17 protein-coding genes are annotated in these 18,939 nt (G+C 64.1%); 9 read left to right on the top strand and 8 right to left on the bottom strand.

Annotated elements, in window-relative coordinates; genetic code table 11:
* The first annotated feature begins 39 nt into the window (after positions 1-39).
* From FS320_RS05650 to FS320_RS05635, 4 genes are all read left to right on the top strand, one after another.
* Positions 40-354, top strand: coding sequence for a 2Fe-2S iron-sulfur cluster-binding protein (locus tag FS320_RS05650; RefSeq protein WP_152710141.1), 315 nt, complete (start codon positions 40-42; stop codon positions 352-354).
* 169 nt (positions 355-523) lie between these two features.
* Positions 524-1,567 (top strand): NAD(P)/FAD-dependent oxidoreductase, encoded by a 1,044-nt coding sequence (locus FS320_RS05645; RefSeq protein ID WP_152710116.1) that lies wholly within the window; start codon positions 524-526, stop codon positions 1,565-1,567.
* Between the two features lie 73 nt (positions 1,568-1,640).
* Positions 1,641-2,879 (top strand): allantoate amidohydrolase, encoded by a 1,239-nt coding sequence (locus FS320_RS05640; protein WP_152710115.1) that lies wholly within the window; start codon positions 1,641-1,643, stop codon positions 2,877-2,879.
* 19 nt (positions 2,880-2,898) lie between these two features.
* Entirely contained in the window at positions 2,899-3,330 is a 432-nt protein-coding gene (locus tag FS320_RS05635; RefSeq protein ID WP_244626983.1) for a GNAT family N-acetyltransferase, read from the top strand.
* Between the two features lie 6 nt (positions 3,331-3,336).
* Here FS320_RS05635 and FS320_RS05630 read toward each other — a convergent pair whose 3' ends face one another.
* Positions 3,337-3,852: a GNAT family N-acetyltransferase gene (locus tag FS320_RS05630; protein WP_202882831.1), complete on the bottom strand. Its 516-nt coding sequence runs from the start codon at positions 3,850-3,852 to the stop codon at positions 3,337-3,339.
* An 80-nt stretch (positions 3,853-3,932) separates the two neighbouring features.
* Here FS320_RS05630 and FS320_RS05625 point away from each other — a divergent pair, with 80 nt between their 5' ends.
* Positions 3,933-4,238, top strand: a complete 306-nt coding sequence (locus FS320_RS05625; RefSeq protein WP_152710113.1) for a hypothetical protein — start codon at positions 3,933-3,935, stop codon at positions 4,236-4,238.
* A 51-nt stretch (positions 4,239-4,289) separates the two neighbouring features.
* On the opposite strand, the gene FS320_RS05620 is transcribed toward FS320_RS05625, so the two are convergent.
* From FS320_RS05620 to ugpB, 5 genes are all read right to left on the bottom strand, one after another.
* Positions 4,290-5,921 (bottom strand): HAL/PAL/TAL family ammonia-lyase, encoded by a 1,632-nt coding sequence (locus tag FS320_RS05620; protein WP_152710112.1) that lies wholly within the window; start codon positions 5,919-5,921, stop codon positions 4,290-4,292.
* 1,000 nt (positions 5,922-6,921) lie between these two features.
* The gene (locus FS320_RS05615) at positions 6,922-7,998 is read right to left on the bottom strand and encodes a sn-glycerol-3-phosphate import ATP-binding protein UgpC (RefSeq protein WP_152710111.1); all 1,077 of its coding nucleotides are present in this window, start codon (positions 7,996-7,998) and stop codon (positions 6,922-6,924) included.
* A 115-nt stretch (positions 7,999-8,113) separates the two neighbouring features.
* Positions 8,114-8,959: a sn-glycerol-3-phosphate ABC transporter permease UgpE gene (gene ugpE, locus FS320_RS05610; protein ID WP_152710110.1), complete on the bottom strand. Its 846-nt coding sequence runs from the start codon at positions 8,957-8,959 to the stop codon at positions 8,114-8,116.
* Positions 8,959-9,840, bottom strand: a complete 882-nt coding sequence (gene ugpA / locus FS320_RS05605) for a sn-glycerol-3-phosphate ABC transporter permease UgpA (RefSeq protein WP_152710109.1) — start codon at positions 9,838-9,840, stop codon at positions 8,959-8,961. Before ugpA ends, ugpE begins: the two co-directional genes overlap by 1 nt.
* A 123-nt stretch (positions 9,841-9,963) precedes the next feature.
* Positions 9,964-11,274, bottom strand: coding sequence for a sn-glycerol-3-phosphate ABC transporter substrate-binding protein UgpB (gene ugpB, locus FS320_RS05600; RefSeq protein WP_420846704.1), 1,311 nt, complete (start codon positions 11,272-11,274; stop codon positions 9,964-9,966).
* 207 nt (positions 11,275-11,481) lie between these two features.
* On the opposite strand from ugpB, the gene FS320_RS05595 reads away from it, so the two are divergent.
* Positions 11,482-12,204, top strand: coding sequence for a hypothetical protein (locus FS320_RS05595; protein ID WP_152710108.1), 723 nt, complete (start codon positions 11,482-11,484; stop codon positions 12,202-12,204).
* Here the strand turns inward: FS320_RS05595 and FS320_RS05590 are convergent.
* The gene (locus FS320_RS05590; RefSeq protein WP_152710107.1) at positions 12,201-13,409 is read right to left on the bottom strand and encodes an NAD(P)/FAD-dependent oxidoreductase; all 1,209 of its coding nucleotides are present in this window, start codon (positions 13,407-13,409) and stop codon (positions 12,201-12,203) included. The two genes, FS320_RS05595 and FS320_RS05590, sit on opposite strands and share 4 nt — an antisense overlap.
* Complete coding sequence (locus FS320_RS05585) at positions 13,406-13,834, bottom strand: Lrp/AsnC family transcriptional regulator (protein WP_152710106.1); 429 nt, start codon at positions 13,832-13,834, stop codon at positions 13,406-13,408. The genes FS320_RS05590 and FS320_RS05585 overlap by 4 nt, the downstream gene beginning before the upstream one ends.
* A gap of 114 nt (positions 13,835-13,948) precedes the next feature.
* Between FS320_RS05585 and FS320_RS05580 the strand changes: the two genes are divergently transcribed.
* The 3 genes from FS320_RS05580 to FS320_RS05570 all read left to right on the top strand — a co-directional run bounded on the left by FS320_RS05580 (position 13,949) and on the right by FS320_RS05570 (position 18,708).
* Positions 13,949-15,082 carry a saccharopine dehydrogenase family protein gene (locus FS320_RS05580; RefSeq protein ID WP_152710105.1) on the top strand — a complete coding sequence of 378 codons (1,134 nt, stop codon included), beginning with the start codon at positions 13,949-13,951 and terminating at the stop codon, positions 15,080-15,082.
* Positions 15,083-15,290: 208 nt separating this feature from the next.
* Positions 15,291-16,841, top strand: coding sequence for an L-piperidine-6-carboxylate dehydrogenase (amaB, locus tag FS320_RS05575; RefSeq protein ID WP_192926252.1), 1,551 nt, complete (start codon positions 15,291-15,293; stop codon positions 16,839-16,841).
* 187 nt (positions 16,842-17,028) lie between these two features.
* The gene (locus tag FS320_RS05570; protein WP_152710104.1) at positions 17,029-18,708 is read left to right on the top strand and encodes a thiamine pyrophosphate-binding protein; all 1,680 of its coding nucleotides are present in this window, start codon (positions 17,029-17,031) and stop codon (positions 18,706-18,708) included.
* The last annotated feature ends 231 nt before the right edge of the window (positions 18,709-18,939 follow it).

Below are 18,939 nucleotides of genomic sequence, written 5' to 3'. Positions count from 1 at the left end.
GCCACATCCCAGAATGCACGAAAGAGGAATTCCCGCTTCATGGGCGTAATCCATGTGACCGACCGGGCCGGCCAGCGCCATATCCTTGAGGCCATCGAGGGCTGGCGGGTGATGGAGATCATCCGGGACTGGGGCCTGCCCATCGAGGGCCTGTGCGGCGGAGCCTGCGAATGCGCGACCTGCCATGTCTTCGTCGCCGAGGACTGGCTGGACAAGCTCTATCCTCCCACCGGCGAGGAGGAGGACCAGCTCGACACCGTGATGACGCAGCCTAACTCCCGCCTGTCCTGCCAGATCCTCTGGACCCCCGAACTCGACGGCCTTGAGGTCACCCTGGCACCGACCGGAGGGTAGGCATTTTCAGCAAAAGTGGAGAGCGGTTTTGCTGAAAATGCGTTCCAACCCAAGGAAGCCTTTTTCATGAAGCGAGTTTCATGAAAAAGGTCTTCGCCGTCAGCCTGCCACATTGCCAAGACCGAGAGACCGTGCTTTTCGAAAGGCCGTCTCTCGAAGGAGCCTGTTCATGACCGACCATATCGAAACGGACGTCGTCATCATCGGTGCCGGGCCCGTGGGCCTGTTCGCCGTGTTCGAACTGGGCCTCCTCGACATCAAATGCCATCTCATCGACATCCTGCCGAAAGTGGGCGGCCAATGCGCCGAGCTCTATCCGGAAAAGCCGATCTACGACATTCCGGGCTTTCCGATGGTGACGGGTCAGGGCCTCGTCGACAACCTTATGGCGCAGATCGAGCCGTTCAACCCGACCTTCCACCTCAACGAGATGGTGGAAAGCCTCGAGTCCATCGGCACGCCCGAGGCGCCGCTCTTCCGGGTCAAGACCTCGGAGAACGACACCACCTTCGTCTGCAAGGCGGTGATCATCGCGGCCGGCGGCGGCTCGTTCCAGCCCAAGAAGCCCCCGATCGACAACATCGAGGCCTATGAGGGCACGAGCGTGTTCTACGCCGTGCGCAAGATGGAGATGTTCCGGAACAAGAAGGTGCTCATCGTCGGCGGCGGCGATTCCGCCCTCGACTGGACCGTGAACCTCCAGCCCATCGCCAAGCGCCTGACCCTGCTCCACCGCCGCGATGCCTTCCGCGCCGCGCCCCACACCGTGGAGAAGATGCGCTCCCTCGTGGCCTCCGGCGAGATGGATCTTCACCTCGGTCAGGTGAGCGCGCTCAAAGGGAGGAATCACGTGCTGGAAGGCGCCGTGATCCGCAAGGACGACGGCTCGGAACACCTCGTGGATTGCGACGTGATGCTGCCCTTCTTCGGGCTCACCATGAAGCTCGGCCCCATCGCCGATTGGGGGCTTAACCTGCACGAGAACCTGGTTCCCGTCGACACGGAGAAGTTCGAGACCAACGTTCCCGGCATCTTCGCCATCGGCGACATCAACACCTATCCGGGCAAGCTGAAGCTCATCCTCTCCGGCTTCCACGAGGGCGCTCTGGCAGCCCAGAAGGTGCATCGCTACGTGTATCCCGAGAAGAAGCTCCTGTTCCAATACACGACCTCCTCTACGAGCCTGCAGAAGAAGCTCGGCGTCGCTGCCTAACGGCAGAAAAGCGTTTGGGAACCGGACCGTCCTCCCCTTGCGAAGCAGGCCGGTTCCTGAAACTCTCCGGCCCATGACAAACGCGACAGATCTCACCCTCGGCCGCCGCGTGATGGCGATGATCGAGGAGTTGGCCCAGCATACGGACGAGCCCGGCCGCCTCACACGCCTCTATCTCTCCGATGCGCACCGCAGGGCCGCGGATGCCACGCTCCGGCTGATGCAGGAGGCGGGCCTTAATGCGCATATCGACGCGCTCGGCTCCGTGATCGGCCGCGTTGAGGGCGCCAATCCCGAAGCATCCGCGCTCCTCATCGGCTCCCATATCGATTCCGTCGTCGATGCCGGCCGCTATGACGGCAATCTCGGCGTCGTGCTCGGCATCGTCGTAGTCGAGGCGCTGAAGCAGCAGGGCATCGCGCCGGCCTGCCCCATCGAGATCGTGGCCTTCGGGGACGAGGAGAATGTGCGCTTCCCCACGAACCTCTCCACGTCCCAAGCCCTGGCCGGTCGCTTCAACCCGGCTTGGCTCGACGGCAGGGATCAGGACGGAGTTTCTTTCCGCGACGCGCTGATCCGCTTCGGTGGCGATCCGGGAGGCGCGGCTGCATTGGCCCGCGATCCGGCGCGCTATCGCGGCTACCTCGAGGTGCATATCGAGCAAGGTCCGCTTCTGGAGGCGAAGCGCCTGCCCGTCGGCATCGTGTCCGCCATCAACGGCATCACCCGTGCCCGCGCCAGCGTAATCGGCGAAGCGGGCCATGCGGGCACCGTGCCGATGAACATGCGCCGCGATGCGCTCGCGGCCGTCGCCGAGATGATCGGCATCGTGGAGCGCGCAGGCTCGACGCGCACCGACACGGTGGCAACCGTCGGCGCGGCGCAGGTGCAGCCCGGCGCGATCAACGTCATTCCAGCGCGCGTCGATTTCACCCTCGACGCCCGCTCGCCGGACGATGCGGTGCGTCTCGCCATGGTGCAGGACATCGTGACCGAGTGCCAGGCTGCCGCTCAACGACGCAATGTGAGCTTCACCATCGAGCCGTTCATGGAATCGCCCGCGACGCCCATGGACAAGGATCTGATCGCGTGGCTCGAAGAGGCCGTGAGGAGTCTCGGCATCGAACCCCTGCATCTCTCCTCCGGGGCGGGTCACGATGCGGTCGCGATGGCCAATCTCTGCCCCTCCGCCATGCTCTTCGTGCGCTGCAAGGACGGCATCAGCCACAATCCGGCGGAATCGATCACCACCGAGGATGTGGACGTGGCGGCCCGTGTGCTGATCGACGCCGTCAAGCGGATCGCGGCATAGGATTTGCATGATGACACAGTTGCCCACGATCACGTTCGTCGAGGATGCTTCCGCGCTTCATCCGATCGTGCTGGAGGGCGTGCGGGACTTCAACAAAACGCTCTTCGCCAATCATCCGCCGGGCCAGGATCTCGCCATCGCCATTCGCAATCCGGACAGCAACGAGCCTGTCAGGGGACTTCTGGGACGCACGAATGGCGGCTGGCTCGGCATCGAGCTCCTCTTCGTGCCCGAAGCCTTTCGTGGCATGGGGCTTGCCACGCAGCTGATCGCGCTGGCCGAGGACGAAGCCCGAAACAGAGGCTGCCACTCGGTCTGGATCGACACGCTCAATCCCGAGGCGCTCCGACTCTACCAGCGCCTGGGATATGAGATCTTCGGCGAACTCAAGGACTATCCTGTCGGCGGAAGCCGCTTCTTTCTACAGAAGAAGCTCGGGCCCATCGCCTGACGCAAGTCAGCGGCGCCACTCATCTGCGAGCACGGCCCAGCGTTCGTGATCGCGCCATTCGCCGTCGATCTTGAGATAGCGCGGCGAATAGCCCTCCTGGCGAAAGCCCAGTCGCTTGACGAGTGCGCGGGAAGGCTCGTTGGTCGGCTGGATATTCGCCTCCAGCCGATGCAGGCCGAGTTCGCGGAAGGCATGCGCCACGACGAGACTCACGGTTTCGCCCATCAGGCCGCGCCCGTTCATGCCGGCCATGCCGTAATAGCCCATATAGGCGCTCTGGAAGAAGCCGCGCACGATCTCGCTCAAATTGACGACGCCGACGACCCGCCCGCTCTCCCGCTCGCGGGCGATAAAGCCGATGGATCGATCGCCGTCGCAGCGGGCGAGATAGCCGAGAAAGCTCGCATGGTCGCGGCAGGGGGACACCCAGGGCTCGTGCAGGTCGATGCTCGCGAGGTTGGCGGCAACCAGCTCGGAGGCGTCCGAGGCTTGAACGGGACGAATGACAACGCGTGACAACATGGGGTTCATTCCTGCTTCAGGAACCATGGCATAGACATGCCGTTGTCGTCAGCCCCTCCTCAAAGCATAAGGAATGGACCATGCGAGCCATCATTCTCCACGCTTTCGCTCTTGCTCTCGGCGCCGGCTTCCTTGCTGCACCGCAAGAGGCTCAGGCCCGTTTCGGCGCCGAGCAGCTGCAGGCGCCCACGCTTGTCGACAACGTGCAATGCGTCACCCGCCGGATCCGCACCGTGCGCCCGAACGGCCGCGTAGTCTATCGGACCGTGCGGGATTGCGGCGTACGGCCGGGATGGGGACGCGTCGATCGCTGCCGCACAGTGCGTGAGCGCGTGGTGCGTCCCAACGGGCGCGTGGTCTATCGCGACATCCGCCGCTGCCGCTGATCAAGCTCGGTACTCGACAGTTCAGGGCCCGGTGACTCCGGGCCCTTTCCATTATTCCAGTTCGCCGACGACGCTCTCGACCGCTTCGATCACGGCGCCCGAGCGCACGAGGTCGAGCGCCTGACGCATCTCGGTGGCATACCATCGGTCGCCTTCGAGCGCCGGTGGAATGACCCCGCGGATCGCCTCCATCGCGGCCTGCGAGCCCTTGCCCAGCGGGTAATCCTTGGCGAGCGGCTCCACGAGCGTGAGGGCCTGCGCGGCCATCAGCAATTCGCCCGCCACGATCTGCTCCACGTTCTCCACGATGATGCGCGCCTTGCGCCCGCACCAGGTCGAATTGGAGACGTGATCCTCGGCGTTGGATTTGCCGGGGATGGAATCGACCGAACCCGGCGTCGCCAGTCCGCGGTTTTCCATCACCAGCGCCGATAGGGAGCACTGCACGGTGGCAAAGCCCGTATTGAGGCCGCGCTTGCCCGCCAGAAGATTGCGCGGCAACCCGTAGGACATGGTGGGATCGATGAGGCGCGCGAGGCGCCGCTCGGAGATCGCCCCGAGATCGGCCATGGCGATGGCGAGAAAATCCATGGCCTGCGCCATGTACTGCCCGTGGAAATGGCCGCCCGAGATCGACACGTAGCCGCCCTGTCCGTCGTCGAAGATCAGCGGGTTGTCGGTGGCGGAGTTCATCTCCGTGCCGATGATGCGCTCGACATATTCCACCGCCTCGACGGCGGGTCCGTGAACCTGGGGCGTGCAGCGCAGGGAATAGACGTCCTGCACGCGAGGAGCGGCAGGCGTACCCGGCTGACGCGGCTCGTCGGGGAAGACGACGTCGCGCGCAGCTTGAGAGCAGCGTCTCGTGCCGTCCAGGATCCGTAGCAGGTTGCGCGCGACGCGCGCCTGGCCCGGATGCGGGCGCGCCTTGTGCACGCGCGGATCGAAGGCTGCGAGCTCGCCGCGCATGGCCTCGAGCGACAGGCTCATGGCGATGTCGGCCTGCTTCAGCAGACGGCGCGCATCGTGGGTGGCGAGAGCACCGAGCGCGAGCGACGTGGTCGAGCCGTTGATGAGGGCCGAGGCATCCTTCGCGCCGAGATCGAAATCGGGATCGAAGCCGGCAGCCTTGATGGCTTCGCGCGCCGGCATCCGGCGGCCGCGATGAACCATTTCGGCTTCCTCGAAGCCGCAGACGGCACCGGCCATATGCGCCAGCGGCGCGAGATCGCCCGAAGCGCCGACGGAGCCCTTCTGGGGAATGACCGGATGCAGGCCCGCATTGAGGAACGCGATGAGCCGCTCGACCAGCTCGACGCGCGGTCCGGAATAGTTCGACGCGAAGGCATTGGCACGCAGCAGCATCATGGCGCGCGTCACGTCCTCGGCAAACGGCTCGCCTACTCCGGTGGCGTGGGCATAGACCGTCTTGCGCTGATAGGCGGCCATGTCACTGATGAGGACGCGCTGATCCTTGAACAATCCGACGCCGGTGTTGAAGGCATACATGAGCGGCGCATCGTCATGCATCCAGGTGCGGTCGATGTAATCCCGCGTCGCGGCAATGCGCTCGTGCGCCTCCGGCGCCAGGGCGGCTTGGGCAAATGCTCCTTCGGTATCGGCGCGCGCCACGCGCACCACGTCCTGAATGCCGAGAGTGGCCCCGTCGAGCTTGACCGTCATTGCTGTTCCTCATGTCAGAGCTGTTTCCACTTGCATGGAATCATCTCTTCTCTCTGCCGCGCCGTACCTTTGACGGCGAACCGGATCCGCTTCGCCGAAAATGCTTGAGTGGACAAGGGATAAAAGGCGTCTCATCGGGGCGCAACAGCCGTTCGCGGTCAGGCTTCAAACAGCCAGCACCCGTAGGCCCAGGGCTTGGGAGCCCTGAGCCGTGGGGATGATCGAGGGTGGCTGGGCAGCCCGGCTCGATGGGTATGGTGGAATGGGAAGAGCCAGGATGCCTCGCACGCGGGACTGTTAGGCGTTTCGACTTGGACCAGCACAGGGCTGCCAAGGGCCTCCCGCCAACCGGCGTGCGAGGCCTGCTGCAGGACCGCTCCCCGCCCCACATCTGCGACGCCTCGCGAGCGCGCCCGTCGTCGGGCCGGGATGCACACGGGTCGAGCCCAGATGATACACAGTGTCAAGAACAAAGTGAGAACATACCATCTCACCGTGTCATTACCTCCTCGTCATCACCGGGCTCGTCCCGGTGATCCCAGTCCAGGAAGCGCCGAGCCTCACCTTATCGGGATGGCCGGGACAAGCCCGGCCCTGACGGCAGAGGGTGTCACGGGCCGTGATCCCGATCGTCTCGCGCGGCCTCATCCTGAGGAGCCGCTGCAAGCGGCGTCTCGAAGGAGGCGTTCAGTGGTCTCTGGACACTCCTTCGAGACGCAGCCTCACGGCGGCTCCTCAGGATGAGGGCCATGGGTCTGAAAGCGGGATGGCCCGGACCGAGCCCAGATCGAGCCCGGGGACGGCCAGGAGGGGAGGGTGTCATTCCCGACAGAGTGCAACGGAGGAGACGGCATCCATCGGCAGCGCCGAGAGCTGGCATGGATCCCGTCCCCACCTGCGACCGCCGGGGATGACACGGCGCCCCGCTCCCCACCTGCAACAAAAAGGCCCCGGCTATGCCGAGGCCTCAGGACTCATGCCCATATGTCGGCTGACAGAATCACACCCGACCGAGGCGCTTCGTGGTCTGGGGGTCGAAGAGGTGGACGTTGGCCGGTTCGACGGCGAGGGTCAGCTTGCGGGTGTCGGCCGGGAGCTGGCCGGTGGAGGCCTGCACGACGAATTCGGCGCCCGCAACCTTGCCGTGGAAGAGCTGGGTGGCGCCGAGCTCCTCGACGAAATCCACATCCATGGAGAGCGAGCTGGAACCGGCGCCGCCCGCCTGCACGTCCTCGGGACGTAAGCCCACCTCGATGGCGGAGCCGGGGGTAAGGCCTTCACGCATGTCCGTGACGGCAATGGATTGTCCACCGACCGACACGCGGCCGGGGCCTTCCACCGTTCCGGGCAGGATGTTCATGGGCGGCGAGCCGATGAAGGTGGCGACGAACCGGGTCTCGGGACGGCGGTAGACATCGGACGGGCTACCGACCTGCTCGATCTGGCCGCCGGACATCACCACCAGCTTGTCGGAGAGCGTCATCGCCTCGACCTGATCGTGGGTCACGTAGATCGATGTCACGCCGAGAGCCCTTTGCAGGCGCTTGATCTCGACGCGCATCTGCACGCGCAGCTTGGCGTCGAGGTTGGAGAGTGGTTCGTCGAAGAGGAACACCTGCGGCTTGCGGACGATGGCGCGGCCCATGGCGACGCGCTGGCGCTGACCGCCGGAAAGCGCACGCGGCTTGCGGGTGAGGAAGGGCTCGATGGCGAGGATGCGAGCCGCCTCCTTCACGCGCTTCTCGATCTCGTCCTTCGGCGTGCCGCGATTCTTCAGGCCGTAGGCCATGTTGTCGTAGACGCTCATATGCGGATAGAGCGCGTAGTTCTGGAACACCATCGCGATGTCGCGGTCGGCCGGCTCGATCTGGTTCACGACCCGGTCGCCGATCTTCACCTCGCCGCCGGAAATCGTCTCAAGGCCTGCGATCATGCGAAGAAGCGTGGACTTGCCGCAGCCGGACGGGCCGACCAACACGCAGAAGGAGCCGTCCTCGATGCCGAGAGAGACGCCCTTCACGGCTTCCACGTTGCCCGCATAGATCTTCCTGACCGTATCGAGGGTGACCCCTGCCATCGTTCTGTTCCTTTTGACCACTGCCCGCGCCGCCATGGGTACCGGGCGAAAATTTCAATGATGTGAGAGCGAGCCCTCCCGCCCTTGCAGGGAGGGCTCTGCGCGATCCCTCGCGTCACTTCTCCGTTTCGACGAGACCCTTCACGAAGAGCCTCTGCATGAAGACCACCACGAGCACCGGCGGCAGCATGGCGAGCACGGCCGTGGTCATCGCGATCTGCCATTCCGTCAGCGCATCAGTCGTCGTGATCATCTTCTTGATGCCGATGACAATGGTCTGCATCGAGCTCTTGGTCGTGATCAGCAACGGCCAGAGATACTGGTTCCAGCCGTAGATGAACTGGATCACGAAGAGTGCCGCGATCGTCGTCATGGAGAGCGGCAGGAGTGTATCCTTGAAGAACCGGAAGGCGCCCGCGCCGTCGATCTTCGACGCCTCCAACAGCTCGTCCGGGATCGTCATGAAGAACTGGCGGAAGAGCAGCGTGCCGGTGGCCGACGCGATCAGCGGCATGATCAAGCCCGTATAGGTATCCAGAAGACCGAGATCGGCGACAATCTTGTAGGTCGGATATATACGCACTTCGACGGGCAGCATCAGCGTGATGAAGATGATCCAGAAGGCGGTCCTGCGGAACGGGAACTTGAAGTACACCACCGCATAGGCCGACAGGACCGAGATCAGGATTTTACCGATCGCGATGCCCAGCGCCATGATCATGGAGTTGAGCATCATACCGCCGACGGGTTCGCGAGCAGACACGCCGCCGTAGAACAGCGCACGCGTATAGTTCTCGCCTGCCCGATTGCCCGGCGTGAGCGGCATGTTGCCGTTGATGATCGTGGCGGCGTCGAAGGTCGATGCCATGATCGCGAGATAGACGGGGAAGACCACGATGACGATGCCGAGGGCGAGCGTCAGATAGGCCATGAATTGGGTGAACGGACGATTCTCGACCATCAGTACTGCACCTTGCGCTCGACATAACGGAACTGGACGGCGGTGAGCGCGATCACGATGATCATCAGGATCACCGACTGCGCGGCCGAGCCGCCGAGATCGCCGCCGAGGCGCCCATCCGCATAGACCTTGTAAACGAGGGTCGTGGTCCGCCCGGCAGGACCGCCGCCCGTCACCGCATCGATGATGCCGAAGGTGTCGAAGAACACGTAGACGATATTGACCACGAGAAGGAAGAACGTGGTCGGCGACAGAAGCGGGAAGATCACCGTCCAGAAGCGGCGCAGAGGGCCGGCGCCATCGATCGCCGCAGCCTCGATCACGCTCTTCGGGATGGCCTGAAGACCGGCCAGGAAGAACAGGAAGTTATAGCTGATCTGCTTCCAGGTGGCGGAGAGCACGAGCAGCGTCATGGCGTGGTTGGCATTGAGCATCGGGTTCCAGTCGATGCCGACCGCCTTGATCGGCTTCGAGAGGGTGCCGAGTGTCGGATGGAACATGAAGATCCAGAGCACGCCCGCGATGGCGGGGGCCACCGCATAGGGCCAGATCAGCAGCGTCTTAAAGGCCTGTCCGCCGCGCAGGTTCTTGTCGGCCTGTGTCGCCAGCAGCAGCGAGCAGGCCAGGGAGAAGAAGGCGACGAGGGACGAGAAGATCGCCGTCGTGACCATGGCCCGGTAATATTCGGGCTGCTCGAACAACGCGATGTAATTTTCGAAACCGACGAATTCCGAGGAGAGGCCGAACGCGTCTTCGCGCAGGAAGGATTGCCAGATGGCCTGAGAGGCCGGCCAGTAGAAGAAAATGACGGTGACCGCCATCTGCGGAACGATCAACAGAAGCGGCAGCGTCCAACCTGAAAAATGAGCTCGTTTTTCCATCGCGTTTACGGCTGTCCGAATGATGGGGCAGATGACGGCGGCAACCGGTCTGCGAAGGTGATCTATAAGATCATCCCGGGCAGCGGGGCCGCCCGGGATGAAAGGTCGTGATGTCAGATCGTCTTAGCGGCTGACGGAGCGCTCGAACTGGCGCAGGATCTGGTTCGAACGGGTCACGCCTGCATCGAGGGCATCCTTGGCGGGCTTCTGACCGGCGAGGGCAGCCTCGATCTCCTCGGAGACCACGTCACGGATCTGAACCATGTTGCCGAAGCGCAGACCGCGGGAATTCTCGGTCGGCTCCTTGTTGGTCAGCTCCAGCAGCGGAGTCTGCAGGACGGGGTTCTTCTCGTAGAAGCCCGAGGCCTTGGTCTTCTCGTAGGCCGCCTTGGTGATCGGGAGATAGCCCGATTCCTGGTGCAGCTTCGCCTGACGGTCCGTGTCGGACAGGAAGGTGAAGAACTTGGCCACGCCCTTGTACTCTTCAGCCTTCTTGCCGCCCATGACCCACAGCGAAGCGCCGCCGATGATGGAGTTCTGCGGAGCGCCCTGGACATCCGAATAATACGGCATCGGCACCGAGGTATAGTCGAACTTCGCGTTGGCCTTCACGTTGCCGTAGAAGCCCGAGGAGTTCAGGAAGATCGCGCATTCGCCGGAGGTGAAGCGGCCTTCGCTCTTCGAATCGCGGCCCGAGTAGTCGTAGGTCTTGTCCTTCTGCAGGTCGATGAGGCTCTGCAGGTGCTTCACGTGCAGCGGAGAGTTGAACTTCATCTCCGTGTCGAAGCCGTCGAGACCGTTGGCCTTGGTGGCCATCGGCACATTGTGCCAAGCCGAGAACTGCTCGATCATCGCCCAGGTGGTCCACGCCGAGGAGAACCCGCAGGTCTCATGGCCGGCAGCCTTGAGCTTCTTGGCGGCATCGAACACCTGAGGCCAGGTCTTCGGAATCTCGGAGACGCCGGCCTTCTTCAGCTCGTCCTTGTTGACCCACATGACCATGGAGGAGGAGTTGAACGGGAAGGAGAGCATCTCGCCCTTCGCCGTGGAGTAGTAGCCGGTGATCGCGGGCAGGTAAGCCTTGGGATCGAAATTCTCGCCCGCATCGGCCATCATCTGGTAGACAGGCTTGATCGCGCCGCGGGCGCCCATCATGGTCGCCGTGCCGACTTCGAACACCTGCAGGATGTGGGGCGCGTTGCCCGCGCGGAAGGCGGCGATGCCGGCGTTCAGCGTATCGGCGTACTGGCCCTTGTAGCTGACGACGACCTTATAGTCCTTCTGCGAATTGTTGAACTCTTCGGCCAGCCTGTTGACGACCTCATTGTTGGCGCCGGTCATGGCGTGCCACCACTGGATCTCGGTCTGGGCAAAGGCGGAGGTGCTCGTCGCCAGGCCGAGGGCCAGAGCGCCGAGGAGAGACTTCTTCATCATAGTAATCTCTCCCATGTCATCCCGTTGGGGACGTTCTTGTCGTTCATCACCCCTGCGTTAAGGCCGGATGACGTTTCTATGACGAAAACATGACAATCATAGCCGGCTCCAAAATGGAAGCCCTTTCATCCAAAAGGCTTAATGGCACCCCCTGGGAACAGGCCGGAACACCTCTTCGTTGAGGGAGTGTCCTAACGGAAGAACCCCATGCCCCAGATGATCACTGCCCTGTTCAGGGATCCCGCCCAGGCCCGTCAGGCGCTTCAATCCCTGCTCGAGATGGGCATCGCCCAGAACCGAATCGTCGCGGTCGGCAACGCCGATGCCCGTGAGATCTCGTCGATCTCCGGCTTCCGCAGCCTCTCGGTGCGGGATGACGCGCTTGACGCCCTGCACGACCTGAACCTGCCGGAATCCGACAAGCGGATCTTCGAGCAGGGACTTCACAGGCATCTCACCCTGATCGCCGCCCAGGTCGACCGGGACAATGCCGAGGAGGCCGCGCGCGTGCTGGAGATGTTCGAGCCGGTCGATCTCGACAGCGGCAGCCGGGAATGGCTGAAAGAGAGCGGTTCCGACCAGGCTGGAGCCGATGCGGGCGCTCCACTGGCAGCCGGGATCACCGGCGGCTCGGGTGGCGGAACGACCACCACGAGCATCCTGCCCGGCATGGGCCTCATGGCGGAAGGGGCGGACGATCTCGGCACCGCAGACCTGAGGACGGACGAGTTCTCCCAGGCGAACCAGGGCTCGAACACGACGGTCGGCACCGGCTCGCGCCGCGACGACGAACGGGCCGACCGGGAGGGCGTCAACGAGCTTGCCGTCGACACCCGGCCCGATCCGGACCAGCCCGGCTTGATGCAGCGCCACATGAACCGGGGCGGTCGGGTCTGGGCCTACCGCACCTCCGAGGAGACAGGCCTCTAGATCACGTTCCGTTCGAGCAGCGGCCGGTTGGCGAGAACGCGCTCGTAGCCGAGCTCGGACAGATCGAGCGTTCGGTAGCCGCCATGGACGATCAACTCGGCCAAGCCCCGGCCCACCGCCGGAGCCTGTTGCAGGCCGTGGCCCGAGAAGCCGTTGCAGAGGTAGAAATTGTTGAACGCGCCGGCCTGGCCGATAATGGCATTGTGATCGAGCAGGCTCATGTCGTAGGGCCCTGACCAGGCACGGCCCGGCTTGATCGCCTCGAAAGCCGGCACGCGATGGGCGAGCGACGGCCAGATGAACTCCTCAAAGAACGAGTGATCAATCTCCTGGGACGCGGGATCCTCGTCGAACCAGTCGGGATCGAGATCCGCTTCCGGCGAGGCACCGCAGATGAAGTGTCCCTCCCCTTCAGGCCGTACATAAGCGCCCGAGGTATCGATGAGCAGCGGGCAATTCTCGACTGGTCCCTTGCACGAGAAGGTGAAGACGTAGCGGCGCTTGGCCTGGACCGGGATCTCGAGCCCGGCCATGGCGGCGATCGCCCGTCCGCCGGAGCCGGCGCAGTTGATGAGCGTGCCGCAGGCAATCCGCGTGCCGTCCTTGAGGCGCACGGCGACGATGGTGCTGCCGTCCCGCTCGATCTCGGCCACCTCGCCCTTCACATATTCGGCGCCGAGGGAGCGAGCCTTCTTGCGGAAGGCCTGGAGCAGACCCCAGCCGTCGAACCAGCCCTCGCCCGAGTGGCCCCAGGTGCCGGCGGCGAGATCGTCCACGTTGAGCCAGGGGAAGCGATCCTTGAGCGCAGCCGGATCCATACAAAGAATGTCGGCGCCCTCGGCCGCTTGAAGCGCGTGGTTCTCCGCCAGGATCGACGCACCGGCCTCCGACGCACAATAGAGATAGCCGCCTTCCCTCAGCCCGATCTCCGGCCGCTCGCCATCGACGCCAAGACGGTCACCGATGCTGCGCAGGAAATCGATGCCATAAAGCGAGATGCGGATGTTCACCGCGCTCGAATATTGCTGACGAATCGAGGCCGCCGACAGAGCGGAAGCCGAGAGTTGGTAGGTCGGATCCTTCTCGATGACGATGACGCGCCCCTTGAAGCCGGAATCGGCGAGCAGGTGATAGGCCGCGGAGGAGCCCATGACGGCGCCGCCGACGATCACGACGTCGGCTGAAGGAGAGGCTGAGGAGGTCATCGTTCGAATTTCGTTGAGAGGATGATGGAGGATTGCGTGCGCTCCACCCCTTCGAGCGCGCCGATCTTGTCGATGGCGGCATCGAGGGAGGGAACGTCCTCAGCCTCTACCACCGCCAGCAGATCGAAGACACCCGCGACCGAATGAAGCGCGCGCAATTCTGGCATGCGCTGGAGCGCCGAGACGACGCCGCCCGAAGCCTTGGGCGCCACCACGATGGTCACATGCGCCCGCACCATGCGACTTGCGACCTCCTCGGCAAGGCGCAGGGTATAGCCGGCGATCACGCCCCGGCGCTCCAGGCTCTCGACTCGGGCCTGCACCGTCGTGCGGGAGAGCCTGAGCCGCCGGGCCGCCTCCGCATGACCGATCCGGGCATTCTCCCGCAGGAGGGCAATCAAGGCACGATCTGTGGCGTCGAGCATCACTATGACCAACCATAACGGCAATACGCCGAGAACTAATCGGCTTTCCGTCAGCTTGTCTATGGCGTTTTGCATGGCTTTGCCGTTTTCTTGAGGGACCACAGGGAGATTTTCATGCATTCGATCCTCGTCATCGGCGCCGGCAAGATCGGTTCCACCATTGTCGACATGCTCAACGAGGCCGGCGACTACGACGTCACCGTCGCGGACGCGTCCACCGCCGCCCTCGAAGCGGTCGCCAAAGATGGCATCAAGACGATCCAGCTCGATTTCAGTGACGCGGTCGCCCTGCAGAATGCTCTCAAAGGCCATTACGCGGTGCTCAGCGCTGCGCCCTATCACCTGACCAGTCACGTGGCGAAGGCCGCGCGCCTTGCGGACGTCAACTATTTCGACCTGACCGAGGATGTCGCCACCACCCGAATGGTGAAGGAACTGGCGGAAGGCGCCACCACGGCCTTCATCCCGCAATGCGGGCTTGCTCCAGGCTTCATCTCCATCGTGGCTCACGACATCGCGAGCCGCTTCGACAGGCTCGATACCGTGCGCCTGCGCGTCGGCGCCCTGCCGCAATATCCGTCGAACGCCCTGTCCTACAATCTCACCTGGAGCACGGACGGCGTCATCAACGAATATATCGAGCGCTGCGAAGCCGTCGTTGACGGCAAGCTGCGCGAGGTTCCGGCCATGGAAGAGCTGGAGGAATTCTCTCTCGACGGCACGCGCTACGAAGCCTTCAACACCTCCGGCGGCCTCGGCACCCTGTGCGAGACGCTGGAGGGCAAGGTGCGAAACCTGAACTACAAGACCATCCGCTATCCGGGCCATTGCGCTCTGATGCGCGTCCTGCTCAACGACCTTCAGCTGCGCAACCGCCGCGAGGTCCTGAAGGATATCCTGGAGAACGCCGTTCCGGCCACCATGCAGGACATGGTCATCGTCTTCGTCACCGTGACCGGCGAGCGCGGCGGCCGCTTCGTTCAGGAAACCTACGCCCGCAGCGTCTATGGCCAGAAGGTCGCCGGCATCCAGCGCACGGCGATCCAGGTGACCACCGCGGCCGGCATCTGCGCCATGCTCGACCTGCTGGTCGCGGGCGAGCTCCCGAAACAGGGTTTCGTGCGCCAGGAGGAGATCGGCCTCGAGACCTTCCTCGCCAACCGCTTCGGCCGCGTCTATGCCGGCGAGCGCCTGGACGAGGGCCATGAGCCGGCGGTGAAGCGCATCCACCTCGACGCAGTGGCATGATAGGCTGGACTATGTGACCGCTGCCGCTGAAGCGGGAGCGGTCCAAGTTCTTTACAAAATGGCATGACCCTATTCGGGAAAAGCAGTTCCCAGCTCATCCGGTCATGCATTAAGACGGTGGCATGAAAGCCGCCGTCTTCTTGTTCTCAAGACAAGCGAGGGTGGTAGGCCTTTATGAGCCTTCAGCCCGCATCCAGGGAGACCCGACATGACCGCGAGCCTGAAACCCGTATCCTCCGCGCCCGCTTCCGTTGCGGATGAGGCCCGCGCCATTCTCGCGCGCCTCGGCGTGCCGGAGAGCGCCTTCGCCTCGACCGGCCGGCCGGCCATGTCGCCGATCACCGGCGAGGTGATCGCCCATGTGCGCGAGACCACGCCGGACGAGGCCAGGGCGGCGATCGGCCGGGCCGACGCCGCCTTCAAGACCTGGCGCAAGATCCCGGCGCCGAAGCGCGGCGAGTTCATCCGCCTTCTCGGCGAGGAACTGCGCGCCGCCAAGGACGATCTCGGCCGTCTCGTGACCCTGGAAGCCGGCAAGATCGTCTCCGAGGGCCTCGGCGAGGTGCAGGAGATGATCGACATCTGCGATTTCGCCGTCGGCCTCTCCCGCCAGCTCTACGGGCTGACCATCGCGACCGAGCGCGCCGATCACCGCATGATGGAAACCTGGCATCCGCTTGGCGTCTGCGGCGTGATCTCCGCCTTCAACTTCCCCGTTGCGGTCTGGTCCTGGAACGCGGCGCTCGCCCTCGTCTGCGGCGACAGCGTGGTATGGAAGCCTTCTGAAAAGACCCTCCTGACGGCGCTTGCCACGCAGGCCATCGTCGCACGTGCCGCCAAGCGCTTCGGCGGCGTGCCGGAAGGCCTCTGCGAGGTGCTGCTGGGCGGTCGTGAAGTGGGTGAGATCCTTGTGGAAGATCACCGCGTGCCGATTCTCTCCGCCACCGGCTCCACCGCGATGGGCCGTCAGGTCGGCCCGAAGCTCGCCGCCCGCTTCGCCCGTGCGATCCTGGAGCTCGGCGGCAACAATGCGGCCATCGTGGCGCCCTCCGCTGACCTCGATCTCGCGCTCCGCGGCATCGCCTTCGCGGCCATGGGCACGGCGGGTCAGCGCTGCACGACGCTGCGCCGTCTGTTCGTGCACGAGAGCGTCTACGACCAGCTCGTGCCGCGCCTCGTGAAAGTCTACGGCAGCGTGAAGATCGGCGACCCGCGCACTGAGGGCACGCTCGTCGGCCCGCTGATCGACAAGGCGGCGTTCGACGGCATGGAGCGCGCGCTCGACGAGGCTCACGCGGCCGGCGGCAAGGTGCATGGCGGCGGACGCACCACGGATGTGGCGAATGACGGTATCTATGCGCGTCCGGCGCTCGTCGAGATGCCGAGCCAGACCGGCCCGGTGACGCGCGAGACCTTCGCGCCGATCCTCTACGTGATGCGCTATTCGGATTTCGACGAGGTGATCGCGCTGCACAACGCTGTCGGCGCCGGTCTCTCCTCGTCGATCTTCACGCTCAACCTGCGCGAGGCCGAAGCCTTCGTGTCGGCAGCCGGCTCCGATTGCGGCATCGCCAACGTCAACATCGGACCCTCGGGCGCCGAGATCGGCGGAGCCTTCGGCGGCGAAAAGGAAACGGGCGGCGGCCGTGAATCGGGCTCGGATGCCTGGAAGGCCTATATGCGCCGCGCCACCAACACGATCAATTACGGCTCGACGCTTCCGCTCGCCCAGGGCGTGAAGTTTGACGTCGACGCCTGATCGCTTCAACAATCCGGCGGAGGGTGTTAGAGCATCGTGCGGAAAAGTGGATCCGGGTTTCCGCGCACAACGATGCTCTCATCAAAAAGAAGGCATCGGATTGGATCCCAAAAGTGGCGTCCACTTTTGGGTCCGATGCTTTAGCCCTCCGTTTTGTTATCTGCCCTCTCAACAATGCGAGCCTTCCATGACCGAGCCCTCCCGCACCGGCGGCCAGATCCTCGTCGATCAGCTTCTCATCCACGGAGTCGATCACATCTTCTGCGTTCCGGGCGAGAGTTATCTGGCGGCTCTCGATGCGCTGCATGATGCGAGCATCAACGTCACGGTCTGCCGCCAGGAAGGCGGCGCGGCCATGATGGCGGAGGCTTATGGCAAGCTCACCGGCCGGCCCGGCATCTGCTTTGTCACCCGCGGCCCCGGCGCGACCAACGCCTCACCCGGCATTCACATCGCCAAGCAGGATTCCACGCCGATGATCCTGTTCGTCGGCCAGATCGAGCGCGGCATGCGCGAGCGCGAAGCGTTCCAGGAGCTCGATTACCGCGCCGCCTTCGGCCCGCTCGCCAAATGGGCGACGGAGGTGGACGATCCGGCGCGCTTCCCCGAGATCGTCTCCCGCGCCTTCCATGTGGCGACCTCAGGCCGTCCCGGCCCGGTCGTGATCGCGCTGCCGGAAGACGTGCTGACCGAGATGGCAGCGGTGGCCGATGCGCCGCGCTACCAGATCATCGAGACGCATCCGGGTCTCACGCAGATGGCGGAGCTGCAGAAGCTTCTGCACGGCGCGAAGAACCCGATTGCACTCCTCGGTGGCAGCCGCTGGTCGGAAACAGCCGTGCAGCGTTTCGTGCGCTTTGCCGAGCGCTTCGAGCTGCCGGTCGCCTGCACCTTCCGCCGCCAGATGCTGTTTCCTGCCGATCACGCCTCCTATATCGGGGATCTCGGGCTCGGCGTGAACCCGAAGCTTCTGGCGCGCATCAAGGAAGCTGATCTCGTCCTGCTCGTCGGCGGCCGCCTCTCCGAGATCCCGAGCCAGGCCTACTCACTCCTCGACATTCCGGCACCCCAGCAGACGCTGGTGCATATCCATCCCGATCCGAGCGAGCTCGGCCGGGTCTATTCCCCGCACCTTGCCGTCAACGCCTCGCCGATCGCCTTCACGGCGGCGCTCGAAGGCGTACATCCGCCGGCTTCACTGCCGTGGAGCGAAGGCACGAAGACGGCGCATGCTGATTATCTCGCTTGGAGCGATCCGAGCGCCATCCGCACCGCCGGCGGCCTGCAGATGGGCGAGGTGATGGCGCATCTTCGCAAGGTGATGCCGTCCGATACGATCTTCTGCAACGGCGCAGGCAATTTCGCCACCTGGGTCCACCGCTTCTGGCCCTTCCGCGAATACGGCACGCAGCTCGCTCCGACCTCCGGCTCCATGGGCTATGGCGTGCCCGCTGCCATCGGCGCCAAGCGCATCCAGCCCGACAGCCCTGTGGTGGTGTTCGCCGGCGACGGCGACTTCCTCATGAACGGGCAGGAATTCGCCACTGCCGTGCAATACGACCTGCCGATCCTGGTGATCCTGCTCGACAACGGCATGTACGGCACGATCCGCATGCACCAGGAGCGCGATTATCCCGGCCGCGTCTCGGCAACCATGCTCAAGAACCCGGACTTCGCAGCCTATGCCAAGGCCTTCGGCGGCTATGGCGAGCGTGTGGCGAATACGGAAGAGTTCGGCCCTGCCCTGCAGCGGGCCCTGACCTCCAGCAAGCCGGCGATCCTCCACTGCATCATCGATCCGGAAGTCATCACGCCGACCATGTCGCTCACGGCGATCCGCGAGAAGGCGCTGGCGGGAAAGAAGTAACGAGGCTCTGACGATGCGTCGTCCCGGACAGAGCGTAAGCGAAGATCCGGGATCGTGTGCAGAATGAGGCGCTTGCTTTCCGTCATCACCGGTCTTGTGCCGGTGATCTCGACTACGCAAGGCGCGGCGTTTCACATTATCGAGATGGCCGGGACAAGCCCGGCCATGACGTGAAAAGTCCTAGTCAGCGCTTTTCTCGTCTTGCAATCCCGGATCGGCTTATGCTGTCCG

This window comes from Microvirga tunisiensis (assembly GCF_009296175.1).
In the GTDB taxonomy this organism is placed as follows: domain Bacteria; phylum Pseudomonadota; class Alphaproteobacteria; order Rhizobiales; family Beijerinckiaceae; genus Microvirga; species Microvirga tunisiensis.
The sequence above is the reverse complement of the archived record's forward strand: the minus strand, read 5'-3'. Positions and strand labels throughout refer to the sequence as shown.